Genomic DNA, 11,934 nt, shown 5'->3' on the forward strand with positions numbered 1-11,934 from the left:
CCTTGCGCTCCGAACGCCAGGGCCTGCTGGCCCTCCTCCTCGTCACCATGGTCTGGGGAACGACCTTCCCCGCGATGAAGATGCTGTCCGCGCACCTGGACGCGCTGCAGATCATCTGGATGCGCTTTGCCATCGCGCTGGCCGTGCTCAGCCCGATGTGGCGCGGCATGCGCCGCGCCGAGTTCGGCTGGGGGTTGATGCTGGGCGCCCTCCTGTTCCTGGCGTTCTGGCTGCAGATCGAGGGCCTGGCGCGCACCAGCAGCAACCGCAACGCCTTCGTCACCGGCCTGAACGTGCTGGTCGTGCCGCTGCTGGCCATGGCCGTGCTGGGCCGGCGCTACGGCTGGACGCTGTGGGCCGCCTGCGGCATGGCGCTGGCGGGCATGGGCCTGATGTTCCACGAGAACGAACCCTGGAGCCTGGGCGATACGCTCACCCTGGCCAGCACGGTGTTCTACGCCATCTACATCCTCGCGCTGGAGGAGTGCGCGCGCCGCACGGCCGGCGCGCCGCTGCGGGCCACGCGCATGGCGGCCATGCAGGCGCTGGTGATGTTCGGTGCTGCCACGGTGCTGGTGGGCGTACGCCATGGCGGCTATGCCACGCCGATGGCGCAGATCGCGCAGCTGCCGGGCGATGCGTGGAGTGCCGTGGCCTACCTGGGCGTGGTGGCCAGCGTGCTGGTGGTCACGCTGCAGGCCTGGGGCCAGCAGCGCGTGGACGCCATGCGCAGCGCCATCGTATTCGGCCTGGAGCCGGTGTTCGCTGCGCTCACGGCCTGGGTGCTGATCGGCGAGCGCCTGGGCGGGGCCGGCGTGTGCGGGGCGGCGCTCATCGTCGGTGCGCTGATCGTGAGCCAGCTGCAGCCGCCGCGCGCGCCCCAGGCCGCCGGCTGAAAGGCCGCGATCGCCGTTCCGTCAGGGCGCCGGGGCCGTCACCTGCACCTCGGCCGCGCGGCGCGGCGTGCCCATGGGCGCGCCGGCCTGGCCCTTGGCCACGGCCGCCAGGTCCTGCTCGTTGGGATAGTCGCCCTGGAGCCAGTAGTCGAACACGCGGCGCACGATGGGCGCCGCCGCCGCGGCACCGAAGCCCGCGTTCTCGACGATCACCGCCACCGCGATGCGCGGGCTCTCGGCCGGCGCGAAGGCGGCGAACAGGGAATGGTCGCGCTGATGCTCTTCCAATGACTTGGCGTTGTATTTCACGTTCTGGCCGAGGCTCACGGCCTGCGCGGTGCCGGTCTTGCCGGCCGCGGTGTACGGAGCGCCCGCGAACACGCGCGTGCCCGTGCCGGCCTTGATCACGGCCGTGAGGCCGTTGCGCACGATCTCGAGGTTGCGGGGCGAATAGCCCAGGTTCTGGCCGGGCGGCTGCTGCACTTCCGTGACCGCGCCCGTGACGGTGTCGCGCACGGCCTTCACGAGGTGCGGGCGGTAGCGGATGCCGCCGTTGGCCAGCGTGGCCTCGGCCGAGGCCAGCTGCAGCATGGTGAAGCTGTTGTAGCCCTGCCCGATGCCGAGGGACACGGTTTCGCCCGAGTACCAGCGCTTCATCTCCGGGCGCTTGTAGGTATTGCGCTTCCACTCGGTGCTGGGCAGCACGCCGCGCACCTCGCCGTTGAGGTCGATGCCCGTGATCTGGCCGAAGCCCAGCGGCTTCATGAAGTCGTGGATGGTGTCCACGCCCATGTCCACGGCCAGCGAATAGAAGTAGGTGTTGCTCGAGAACTGGATGGCGCGCACCATGTCCACGCCGCCCAGGCCGCCTTCGTGGCTGCGGAAGGTGTGGCCGCCGTAGGTGTAGAAACCCGGGTCGTTGTACACCTGCGTGGGCGAGCGCTTGTTCAGTTGCAGCGCGCCGAGCGCCATGAAGGGCTTGTAGGTCGAGCCGGGCGGATAGGTGCCGCGCAGCGCGCGGTTGAGCAGCGGCTTGTCGATCGATTCGTTGAGCGCCTGCCAGTTCTCCGCATCGATGCCTTCCACGAACAGGTTCGGGTCGAAGGTCGGCTTGGACACCAGCGCGAGGACCTCGCCGTTGCGCGGGTCGATGGCCACCAGCGCGCCGCGGCGGTCGCCGAACATGTCCTCCACCAGTTTCTGCAGCTTGATGTCCAGCGACAGCATCACCGTGTTGCCCGGCGTGGCCGGATGGCTCGCGAGGCGCCGTACCGCATGGCCGCCGGCCGAGGTCTCCATGCGCTCCACGCCGGTCTGGCCGTGCAGCGTGGTCTCCTGGCTCTGCTCGATGCCGAGCTTGCCGATATGGTCGGTGCCGCGGTAGTTGGCCGCGTCCTCGGAATCCTCGATGCGCTCCTTCTCGCGCTGGTTGATGCGGCCGATGTAGCCGATCGCGTGGCTGCCGATGTCGCCCAGCGGGTAGTTGCGGAAGAGCCGCGCCTTGATGTCCACGCCCGGGAACCGGTAGCGCTGGGCGGTGAAGCGGGCGACCTCCTGGTCCGAGAGGCGCGTGCGGATCGGCAGCGACTCGAAGCTGCGCGACTCCTCCATGAGCCGCTTGAAGCGGCGCCGGTCGCGTGCGTGGATTTCCACGACCTTGGCCAGCTCGTCGATCGTCTCTTCCAGGCCGTCCACCTTCGAGGGCGTGATCTCCAGGGTGTAGGCCGAATAGTTGGTGGCCAGCACGATGCCGTTGCGGTCCTGGATGAGCCCGCGGTTGGGCACGATCGGAACGACCGCGGTGCGGTTGCTCTCGGCCTGGTCGGCGAGGTCTTCATGGCGAACCACCTGCAGCACCAGCAGGCGCGACACGATGAGGCACATGGCGAGCAGCACCACGAAGCCCACGACGAAAACGCGCAGGCGGAACCGCGAGAGATCGGCCTCGGTATTGCGCAGCTCGGTCATGTCGGCAGGGCGGAATGAAAAGAGAAGGGCCGCGTCAGAGCGGCCGGTTCTCGTCGCGGTCGGGCGGGCGGCGCTGCGGCGCGAGCAGCACCCAGCTGGCGAGCGGCCACAGCAGCGCCTCGATCGCGGGGGCGACCAGTCCCGGCAGCCCGGGCAGGATGCCGCCCGACACCATGCGCACGAGCAGCTCGATCGCATGCGCGGCCAGGAACAGGGGCAGCACCTGCAGCGCCTGGGAGAACGGGCTGAACCACAGCAGGCGCCGGTGCAGGTAGATGGCGCCGAACATCATGGCGCAGTAGGCCAGCGCATGCTGCCCGAGCAGCGCGGTCTGGTACACGTCCATGCACAGGCCCATGGCGAACGCGACGGTCATGCCCACGCGCTGGGGCTGGTGCACGCCCCAGAAGACGAGCAGCACCATGACGAGGTCGGGCGTCCACACCACGCGCCCGAGGGGCAGCATGTTGAACGCCAGCGCCACCAGCAGGCTGGCCGCGATGAAGGCGGGACGCACGGGCATCAGCAGCTGCTCGCCGCGGGGCATGATCATCGGCGGCCTCCCTTGCGGGCCGGTGCGGGCTCGGCGGCGGGCGGGCGCTCGGGCAGGCCCGCATCGAGCGGCTGCAGCACCATGACGTGGCGCGCGCCCTGCGCCTGCGCCAGGGGCGCGCAGTAGATGCGGGCGAAGGCGGAGTCGGCGCGGCGCTCCACGCGCACGATGCGGGCCACGGGCAGGCCCGGCGGATAGAGCCCGTCCACCCCGCTGGTGGTGAGCAGGTCGCCTTCCTGCACGTCGGCGTTGCTGGGCATGAAGCGCAGTTCCATCCCTCCGCCATGCGCGATGACGGGGTCTCCGTAGGCCACGCCTCGCGCGCCCGTGCGCACGTTCATGACCGGAATGGCCTGGTCGCGGTCGATGAGCAGGGTGACTTCGCTCAGCAGCGGATGCACCCGCGTCACCTGGCCCAGCATGCCGGACTCGTCCATCACCGGCGAGCCGAGCGCGATACCGGCCATCTGGCCTTGGTCGATCATCACCCGGCGGGTGTAGGGATCGGCGGCGTCGTAGATCACCTGCGCGGCCTTGGCGGGGGTCTGCAGCCGGTCGCGCAGCTGCAGCAGTTTGCGCAGGCGCTCGTTCTCCTGCAGGAGCTGGTCGGCCTGGTTGGCGCGCTGGGCCATGGCCACCATGTTGCGCCGCGCGGCATCCACCTCGGCCTGGGCGGACTCCATGGTGCGCAAGTAGGCCATGCCGCCGCCCACGAACTCCACGGGCTGCAGCATCACCCACTGCACCGGGTAGAGCGCCACGGCGATGGCCTTGCGCAGCGGCTCGGTGACGTGGAAGCGGGCGTCCGCCACCATGAGGAACAGCGCCAGCGCGCCGCACAGCGCGAAGCGGGCGCGCGGCGACGGGCCCTGCTTGAAGAAAGACGGCGCGGTCCGTTCGAGGGTACCGATGGGCATGGCGGTAGGGAACAGCCGCTGGGAATGTCAGGAGGAACGGGGCCGCGCGAACGCGAAACCGGAACCGGCGGCGCGCAGGCCCGGGGGCCGGCCTGCCCGGCCGGCGGACCCGCAGCCTCCGACCGGCGGCATGGTCATGTCACTCGCTCGTGAAGATGCTGCCCTGGCGATCCATGCGCTCGAGCGCGATGCCGCAGCCGCGGACCACGCAGGTCAGCGGGTCCTCGGCCACGAGCACCGGCAGGCCCGTCTCTTCGGCGAGCAGCCGGTCGAGGTCGCGCAGCAGCGCGCCGCCGCCCGTGAGCATCATGCCGCGCTCGGCGATGTCGGCGCCCAGCTCGGGCGGGGTCTGCTCCAGGGCGTTCTTGACGGAGGACACGATCTGGTTGAGCGGGTCGGTGAGCGCCTCCAGCACTTCGTTGCTGGAGATGGTGAAGCTGCGCGGCACGCCTTCGGAGAGGTTGCGGCCCTTGACCTCCATCTCGCGCACCTCGGAGCCGGGAAAGGCCGAGCCGATGTGCTTCTTGATGGACTCGGCGGTGGGCTCGCCGATCAGCATGCCGTAGTTGCGGCGGATGTAGCTGATGATGGCTTCGTCGAACTTGTCGCCGCCCACGCGGACGCTGCCCTTGTACACCATGCCGCCCAGCGAGATCACGCCGACTTCGGTCGTGCCGCCGCCGATGTCCACGACCATGGAGCCGGAGGCCTCGGAGACGGGCAGGCCCGCGCCGATGCCGGCGGCCATGGGCTCCTCGATGAGGTAGACGGCCGTGGCGCCCGCGGCTTCGGCCGCGTCCTTGATGGCGCGGCGCTCGACCTGGGTGGAGCCGCAGGGCACGCAGATGATGATGCGCGGGCTGGGCGTGAGCAGCGTGCGCGGGTGCACCATCTTGATGAACTGCTTGATCATCTGCTCGGTGATCACGAAGTCGGCGATGACGCCGTCCTTCATGGGCCGGATGGCTTCGATGTTGCCGGGCACCTTGCCGAGCATGGCCTTGGCCTCGTGGCCGACCGCCTGGATGACTTTCTTGCCGTGGGGGCCGCCTTCATGGCGGATGGCGACGACGGAGGGCTCGTCGAGAACGATGCCCTTGTCGCGGGCGAAGATCAGCGTGTTGGCTGTGCCAAGATCAATGGCAAGGTCGGTGGAGAAGTACCGACGGAAAGCTCCGAACATTCAAAAATTCCTCTCGGGCACGGCATGCACGTCGGCCTGCCATCGCCGGGTGTTTAGGGGGTGTTTGTTGGCTTTTTTCGCACAATGACCGGCGGTTGGGAGGGTATTGCGGCAAAGCCGGGATAATACCGCATCCCCTGTGAATAACTTCCGCCCGCCCCTGCGCGGGCGCAGCTTTACATCCCGTTTCCGGACCTGTTTTCCCTATGGCACTGACATCCCAGGACATTGGCCGCATCGCCAACCTGGCGCGGCTCGAGCTGAGCCCCGCCGAAAGTGAGCGCATGCTCACCCAGCTCAACGGCTTCTTCGGCATCGTCGAGAAGATGCGGGCTGTGGATACCACCGGCCTGGAACCCCTCTCCCATCCTGTCGCGGCCATCCAGGACATCGCCCTGCGCCTGCGGGAGGACACCGCGAGCGAGCCCGACCAGCGCGAGGCCAACCAGCGCAGCGCGCCGGCCGTGGAGCGGGGCCTGTTCCTCGTTCCCAAGGTGATCGAATAACAGGAATAAACATCCGTCATCCATGAGCGAACCCTCCTCTTCCCTGCACACCCTGGGCGTGGCCGAGCTGGCCACGGCCCTGCGCGGCAAGCGCATCTCCGCCGTCGAGACCGCCAGCCATTTCCTCGCCCGCATCCGGCAGCACACCGACCTCGGCGCCTTCGTGGGCGTCAACGAGGACGCCACCCTGGCCCAGGCCCGCGCGCAGGACGCGGCCATCGCCGCCGGCACGGCCGGCCCGCTGGCGGGCGTGCCCATCGCCCACAAGGACATCTTCGTCACGCGCGACTTCCCCAGCACGGCCGGCTCGAGGATGCTGGCCGGCTACCAGTCGCCCTTCGACGCCACGGTGGTCACGCGGCTGGCCGACGCCGGCGCCGTGACGCTGGGCAAGCTCAACTGCGATGAATTCGCCATGGGCTCGGCCAACGAGAACTCGGCCGTGCCCCCCCTGGGCGCCGATGCGCCCGCGCCGGTGCGCAACCCCTGGGCCACCGACCGCGTGCCGGGCGGCTCTTCCGGCGGCAGCGCCGTGGCCGTGGCAGCACGCCTCGCCCCGGCCGTGACGGGCACCGACACGGGCGGCTCCATCCGCCAGCCGGCCTCGTTCTGCGGCATCACGGGCATCAAGCCCACCTACGGCCGCGCCAGCCGCTACGGCATGATCGCCTTCGCGTCCAGCCTGGACCAGGCCGGCCCGATGGCCCGCTCGGCCGAGGACTGCGCCCTGCTGCTCTCGGCGATCTGCGGCCCCGACCCGGACCGCGACTCCACCAGCCTGGACGTGCCGGCCGAGGACTTCAGCGCGAAGCTGGGCGACAGCATCGACGGCCTGCGCATCGGCATCCCGGCCGAGTTCTTCGGCGAGGGCCTGGCGCCCGACGTGCGCGCCGCGGTGGACGGCGCGCTCCAGGAATACGAGAAGCTCGGCGCGAAGCTGGTGCCGATCACGCTGCCGCGCACCGAGCTGTCCATCCCGGTGTACTACATCATCGCGCCGGCCGAGGCCTCGTCGAACCTGAGCCGCTTCGACGGCGTGAAGTTCGGCCACCGCGCCAGGGATTACACCGACCTGGTGGGCATGTACAAGAAGACGCGCGCCGAAGGCTTCGGCGACGAGGTCAAGCGCCGCATCATGATCGGCACCTACGTGCTCTCTCACGGCTACTACGACGCCTACTACCTGCAGGCGCAGAAGATCCGCCGCATGATCGCGGACGACTTCCAGAACGCCTTCAAGGATTGCGACCTGATCGCCGGCCCCGTGGCGCCCACGGTGGCCTGGAAGCTGGGCGAGCATGGCAACGACCCGCTGGCCGACTACCTGGCCGACATCTTCACGCTGCCCGCGTCGCTCGCCGGGCTGCCCGGCATGAGCGTGCCCGCCGGTTTCGGCGAAGGCGGCATGCCCGTGGGCCTGCAGCTCATCGGCAACTACTTCCAGGAAGGCCGGCTGCTGAACGCCGCGCACCGCCTGCAGCAGGCGACCGATTTCCACCTCCGCACGCCCGCGGCATTCCCGGCATGAGCTATACGGACGCGCAACTCCTGGCCCTGCTCGCAGCGCCGGAGTCTCAGGTTCTGGAGCGCAAGGAGTCCTTCGACAAGGACAAGGTGTGCAAGACCGTCTGCGCGTTTGCCAACGACCTGGCACGCAACCGCCAGCCCGGCGTGCTGTTCATCGGAATCCGCGACGACGGTACCGTCGTCGGTGTCCAGGCCGACGACCGGCTGCTTCTGAGCATCGACCAGATCACCTCCGACGCGCGCATTCAGCCGCTGCCCAGCGTGACGGTAAGGGTCCTGCCGATGGATGGCCGCTCGGTGGTCGCCATCGTGGTCACGCCGTCGGCACTGCCTCCTGTCCGCTTCGACGGCAGGGCATGGGTTCGGATGTCCGCCAGCAATCGGCAGGCCCATCGGGAAGACGAGCGTGTGCTCGACGAAGTGCGCAGGACCAATGCCGGCCGGCCGTTCGACAGCGAAGCCATTCCAAGCGCTTCGGTGGATGATCTGGATCTGCGCTACTTCAAGGAAAACTATTTGCCCTCGGCGCTTGCACCGGACGTGCTGGCCGCCAACGGCCGCTCCATGCAAGAGCAGCTGGCCACCACGCGCATGGCCCTGGGCACTGCGCCCTGCCTTCCCACGGTCACCGGATTGTTGACCCTCGGCCTGTCGCCACAGGACTTCCTGGCCGGGGCGTATGTGCAGTTCATCCGGTACGCCGGCACAGAACAGGGCTCGGACATCGAGGACCAGGAAAAGATCACCGGCACGCTGGAAACGGTCATTCTGGAGACGGAACGGCGCCTGAAAGCCCACATCCGGACGTCCTTGCGCATCCTCGGCGTGGACCGGGAAGTCGCCGCGCCGGACTATCCGCTGGCGGCCCTGCAGCAGCTCTTTCGCAACGCCATACTGCACCGCACCTACGAGGGCACCAATGCGCCCGTCCGGGTGTACTGGTTCGACGACCGCATCGAAGTGTGGAATCCGGGCGGCCCCTACGGCATCGTGACGCCCGACAACTTCGGCGAGCCGTACATCGCCGATTACCGCAATCCGTCGATCGCCGAGGCCCTGGCGCATCTCCAGTTCGTGCAGCGGTTCGGCTTCGGCATCCAGAGTGCCCGGAAAGTGCTGCACGACAACGGCAACCCCCCGCCGGAATTCCGCGTGGAGCAGGGGTTCGTGCTGGTCACCATCCGGAAGAGGCCGGCGGCATGACTTCCGTGCCCACTTTGACGTTCTTCAACAACAAGGGCGGAGTCGGCAAGACCACGCTGGTCTACCACCTGTCCTGGATGTTCGCGGAACTGGGCGTGCGGACCCTGGTGGTGGACTGCGACCCGCAGGCGAACCTGACGGCGGCCTTCGTCGACGAGGCGACGCTTTCGAACCTGTGGAACCCGCCGGGAGGCGACCATTCCGCGGGAACCATCTATGAAGCCGTCCGGCCGCTCACCCGCATCGGCGACTTCGCACCACCGGACACCATCGCCGTCGATCCACGATTGCAATTGATTGCCGGGGATCTGGGCCTGTCCGCTTTCGAAGACCAGCTCTCGGAACAGTGGACCAAGGCGCTGGGGGACGACACGCGCGAACGGGCCATGCTGGTGCTCAGCGCGTTCTGGCGCATGGCACAGGCCAAGGCGAAGGAAATGGACGCCGACCTCGTGATTTTCGACGTGGGCCCCAACCTGGGGGCCATCAACCGGTCGGTTCTGATCGGTACGGACCATGTCGTCGTGCCGCTGGCGGCAGACCTGTTTTCGCTGCAGGGCCTGCGCAACCTGGGTCCCGCACTCGTGCGATGGCGCAATGGCTGGGCCGAGCGCAAGCTGCGCATCGGGGATGCCGTGGGCTCGCTGCCGGCCGGGGAAGCCCGGCCCGCGGGATACATCGCGCTGCAGCACCAGGAACGGCTGTCGCGCCCTGTGCAGGCTTACGTGTCATGGCTCGGCAGGATTCCAGGGGAGTACCGTCAGCACCTGCTCCAGGAACAGGCGAGCGGAACGCTCCCGGACATCAAAAACGATCCTTACTGCCTTGCCCTGCTGCGCCACTACAAAAGCCTGATTCCGTTTTCTCAAGAGGCACGCAAGCCCGTCTTCAAACTCCGTTCGGCAGACGGTGCCATCGGCAGCCACGCTGCCGCCGTGACCCGCGCCTACCAAGACTTCCACACCCTCGCCTTGAAAATCCTTTCCCGTGTCGGCGTCACGCCTGCGTGAAAAAACCATGTCCGCTCAGTCATCTCTCCTCATCCACGGCTACGAAGTCGTCATCGGCTTCGAGACCCACACCCAGCTCGCCACGCAATCGAAGATCTTCAGCCGCGCACCCACGGCCTTCGGCGCCGAGCCCAACACCCAGGCCTGCGCGGTGGACCTGGCCCTGCCCGGCACGCTGCCCGTGATGAACCGAGAGGCCGTGGCCTGCGCCATCCGCCTGGGCCTGGCCCTGGGCTCCCGGGTCGCGCCCGAGAGCATCTTCGCGCGCAAGAACTATTTCTACCCCGACCTGCCCAAGGGCTACCAGATCAGCCAGTTCGAGATCCCGGTGGTGCAGGGCGGCGAGGTGTCGTTCTACCTGGGCGACGAGAAGAAGACCGTGCGCCTGGTGCGCGCCCACCTCGAGGAAGACGCGGGCAAGTCGCTGCACGAGGACTTCATCGGACAGTCGGGCATCGACCTGAACCGCGCCGGCACGCCGCTGCTGGAGATCGTGACCGAGCCCGACATCCGCAGCAGCGAGGAAGCCGTGGCCTATGCCCGCGAGCTGCACAAGATCGTGACCTGGATCGGCATCTGCGACGGCAACATGCAGGAAGGCTCCTTCCGCTGCGACGCCAACGTCTCCGTGCGCAAACCCGGGGCGCCGCTCGGCACGCGCCGCGAGATCAAGAACCTGAACAGCTTCAAGTTCATGCAGCAGGCCATCGACTATGAGATCCGCTGGCAGATCGAGCAGATCGAGGACGGCCACGCCATCCAGCAGGCCACCGTGCTGTTCGACCCGGACACGGGCGAGACACGCGCCATGCGCACCAAGGAAGACGCGGCCGACTACCGCTACTTCCCCGACCCGGACCTGCCGCCGCTGCGGATTTCGGAGCAGTGGGTGCAGGAAGAGCGCGCGCGCATGCCCGAACTGCCACGCACCATGGCGGCGCGTTTCGTGGCCGACTACGGCCTGCCGGAATACGACGCGACCACGCTCACGCAATCGAAGGCCATGGCGGCCTATTTCGAGGAAGCGGCCAAGGCCAGCGGCAGCCCCAAGCTCGCCAGCAACTGGATCATGGGCGAGGTGTCGCGCCGCGTGAACGCGGGCGAGACCGACATCGCTGCCGCGCCGGTGACGGCCGCGCTGCTGGCGAAGCTGATCCAGCGCATCGCCGACGGCACCATTTCCAACGCGGCCGCCCGGCAGGTGTTCGAGGCGCTCTGGACCGGCGAAGGCAGCGACGTGGACGCGGTCATCGAGGCCAAGGGCCTCAGGCAGATGAACGACTCCGGCGCGCTGGAGAAGATCATCGACGAGGTGATCGCCGCCAACCCCGACAACGTGGCCCAGTTCAAGGCCGGCAAGGACAAGGCCTTCAACGCACTGGTCGGCCAGGCCATGAAGGCCAGCCGCGGCAAGGCGAACCCGCAGCAGGTCAACGACCTCCTGCGCGCCAGGCTGGGCGCGGCCTCCTGACGCTGGCCCCGGTCAGCGCGCGGCCGGCGTGCCCTGCTGCGCGGCCCAGAGCTGCCGCAGCTGGGCCAGTTCCGCATCGAAGCGCTGGTGCACCCGGCGCTTTTCGTCCTCCTGCGAGGCGATGAACCGCTGCTGCTGGGCGAGCGACTCTTCCTGCTCGGCGATCTGGCGGCGCAGCGCCATCGGGGCCTTGGACGGGTCTCGGCGGTAGAACTCCATTTCGGCATCGAGCGTCTTGCGCTGGCGCCGCAGTTCGGCCACGCGGGCCTCGGCCACGGCGGTCACCTCGTTCACCTGCGCGATGGCCACCGCGCGCTCGGCGTCGTGCGCGGCCTGGTCCGGATAGCGGGCGACCAGCACGCGCTCGCGGCGCCGCTCCTCGGCGGCGCGCGCCCGCTCGTCGGCCTCCTTGCGGCGCTGGGCCTCGAGCGCGGCGCGCTCCTGGTCGGACAACGTGGGGCCCACGCGCGTGCGCTCGGTGCCGGACGGCCCCAGCACGCGCTGCTCGCGGTCCAGGCACTCGGGGATGGGACGATCCGCCGTGAGGCGCCGGCCCTTGGCATCCACGCAGGTGTAGATCCCGCCGGGCCCCGGCTGCTGCTGCGCATGGGCCGCCCCGCCGCACAGGACGGCCAGCGCCGCTCCGGCGCCCGTGCGCCAGAGGCTCAGTTGCTTCACCGGAAGGGCTCCCATGCTGGAT

Annotated in this window: 11 protein-coding genes; 6 read left to right on the top strand and 5 right to left on the bottom strand. The window is 68.9% G+C overall.

Going from position 1 to position 11,934, the window contains the following annotated elements:
- Positions 1-2: 2 nt before the first annotated feature.
- Positions 3-896: a DMT family transporter gene (locus tag BLR05_RS14850; RefSeq protein WP_092835523.1), complete on the top strand. Its 894-nt coding sequence runs from the start codon at positions 3-5 to the stop codon at positions 894-896.
- A gap of 21 nt (positions 897-917) precedes the next feature.
- Here the strand turns inward: BLR05_RS14850 and mrdA are convergent, their stop codons facing one another.
- From mrdA to BLR05_RS14870, 4 genes are all read right to left on the bottom strand, one after another.
- On the bottom strand, positions 918-2,864 hold the full coding sequence (gene mrdA, locus BLR05_RS14855) for a penicillin-binding protein 2 (RefSeq protein WP_092835525.1): 1,947 nt from the start codon (positions 2,862-2,864) through the stop codon (positions 918-920).
- Positions 2,865-2,898: 34 nt separating this feature from the next.
- The gene (gene mreD / locus BLR05_RS14860) at positions 2,899-3,417 is read right to left on the bottom strand and encodes a rod shape-determining protein MreD (protein WP_092835527.1); all 519 of its coding nucleotides are present in this window, start codon (positions 3,415-3,417) and stop codon (positions 2,899-2,901) included.
- Positions 3,414-4,334: a rod shape-determining protein MreC gene (gene mreC / locus BLR05_RS14865; protein WP_092835529.1), complete on the bottom strand. Its 921-nt coding sequence runs from the start codon at positions 4,332-4,334 to the stop codon at positions 3,414-3,416. Before mreC ends, mreD begins: the two co-directional genes overlap by 4 nt.
- Before the next feature lie 139 nt (positions 4,335-4,473).
- Positions 4,474-5,517: a rod shape-determining protein gene (locus BLR05_RS14870; protein WP_092835531.1), complete on the bottom strand. Its 1,044-nt coding sequence runs from the start codon at positions 5,515-5,517 to the stop codon at positions 4,474-4,476.
- Between the two features lie 206 nt (positions 5,518-5,723).
- Between BLR05_RS14870 and gatC the strand changes: the two genes are divergently transcribed.
- Genes gatC through gatB form a run of 5 tightly spaced genes read left to right on the top strand, consistent with a single transcriptional unit; the run spans position 5,724 to position 11,234 of the window.
- The gene (gene gatC / locus BLR05_RS14875) at positions 5,724-6,023 is read left to right on the top strand and encodes an Asp-tRNA(Asn)/Glu-tRNA(Gln) amidotransferase subunit GatC (RefSeq protein ID WP_092835533.1); all 300 of its coding nucleotides are present in this window, start codon (positions 5,724-5,726) and stop codon (positions 6,021-6,023) included.
- A 22-nt stretch (positions 6,024-6,045) separates the two neighbouring features.
- Positions 6,046-7,551 (top strand): Asp-tRNA(Asn)/Glu-tRNA(Gln) amidotransferase subunit GatA, encoded by a 1,506-nt coding sequence (gene gatA, locus BLR05_RS14880; RefSeq protein ID WP_092835535.1) that lies wholly within the window; start codon positions 6,046-6,048, stop codon positions 7,549-7,551.
- Positions 7,548-8,753 carry an RNA-binding domain-containing protein gene (locus BLR05_RS14885; RefSeq protein WP_092835538.1) on the top strand — a complete coding sequence of 402 codons (1,206 nt, stop codon included), beginning with the start codon at positions 7,548-7,550 and terminating at the stop codon, positions 8,751-8,753. The genes gatA and BLR05_RS14885 overlap by 4 nt, the downstream gene beginning before the upstream one ends.
- Positions 8,750-9,763 carry a ParA family protein gene (locus BLR05_RS14890; RefSeq protein ID WP_092835540.1) on the top strand — a complete coding sequence of 338 codons (1,014 nt, stop codon included), beginning with the start codon at positions 8,750-8,752 and terminating at the stop codon, positions 9,761-9,763. The genes BLR05_RS14885 and BLR05_RS14890 overlap by 4 nt, the downstream gene beginning before the upstream one ends.
- A gap of 7 nt (positions 9,764-9,770) precedes the next feature.
- Positions 9,771-11,234, top strand: a complete 1,464-nt coding sequence (gene gatB, locus BLR05_RS14895; protein WP_092835542.1) for an Asp-tRNA(Asn)/Glu-tRNA(Gln) amidotransferase subunit GatB — start codon at positions 9,771-9,773, stop codon at positions 11,232-11,234.
- A 12-nt stretch (positions 11,235-11,246) separates the two neighbouring features.
- Here gatB and BLR05_RS14900 read toward each other — a convergent pair whose 3' ends face one another.
- Entirely contained in the window at positions 11,247-11,927 is a 681-nt protein-coding gene (locus tag BLR05_RS14900; protein WP_092835544.1) for a DUF4124 domain-containing protein, read from the bottom strand.
- Positions 11,928-11,934: the final 7 nt, after the last annotated feature.

The organism is Paracidovorax cattleyae (assembly GCF_900104515.1).
Lineage (GTDB): Bacteria > Pseudomonadota > Gammaproteobacteria > Burkholderiales > Burkholderiaceae_C > Paracidovorax > Paracidovorax cattleyae.